This window comes from Enterococcus sp. AZ020 (assembly GCF_050499205.1).
Classification (GTDB): domain Bacteria; phylum Bacillota; class Bacilli; order Lactobacillales; family Enterococcaceae; genus Enterococcus_L; species Enterococcus_L dunnyi.
In genome coordinates, this window is sequence record NZ_JBIPAT010000018.1 from 1 (window position 1) to 523 (window position 523).

A 523-nucleotide genomic window follows, 5' to 3' on the forward strand; every position below is an offset into this window, starting at 1 on the left:
CTCTACTGTGTCTCGGACGCTTTTTTTCAGATTTTCCCAAGCATTTTTAGCACCTTCAACCATATTGTTTACAGTATCTGAAAAGAATTTTTTAATTGCTTCCCACCCATCAACTGTGCCTTTTTTGATATTTTCCCAAGTTTGAGCAGTGTTTTCTTTTAGAGAAGCCCAACCTTCGACAAAAAAGGTTCCTATTGAGTTGGCGGTATCTGCAGCACCTTGTTTGAGGTTTTCCCAGGTAGTCGCCACACTTACTTTCAAATCTGTCCAACTTTGAGCAGCATTCTCTTTCATCCCTGTCCATAAATCGCTGAAATACGTTTTTACATTTCCCCATATTTCAACAGCTCGACTGGATAACTCATTCCAAATATTAAGGAATGAATTCTTGATGCCGTACCAAATATTAAGCCCAGCCATTTTCATGTTTAGCAAGAAATTCGAGATGATATCAGTGATAGATCCCCATATATTCCCCGCTGCTTCTGCGATGTTTTCCCAAACTGCGATCATATTATTTTTT

1 pseudogene is annotated in these 523 nt (G+C 38.8%); it reads right to left on the reverse strand.

The features are described 5' to 3' along the window. Positions 1 to 523: pseudogene (locus IGI58_RS18225) on the reverse strand (tape measure protein); the annotation flags it as partial.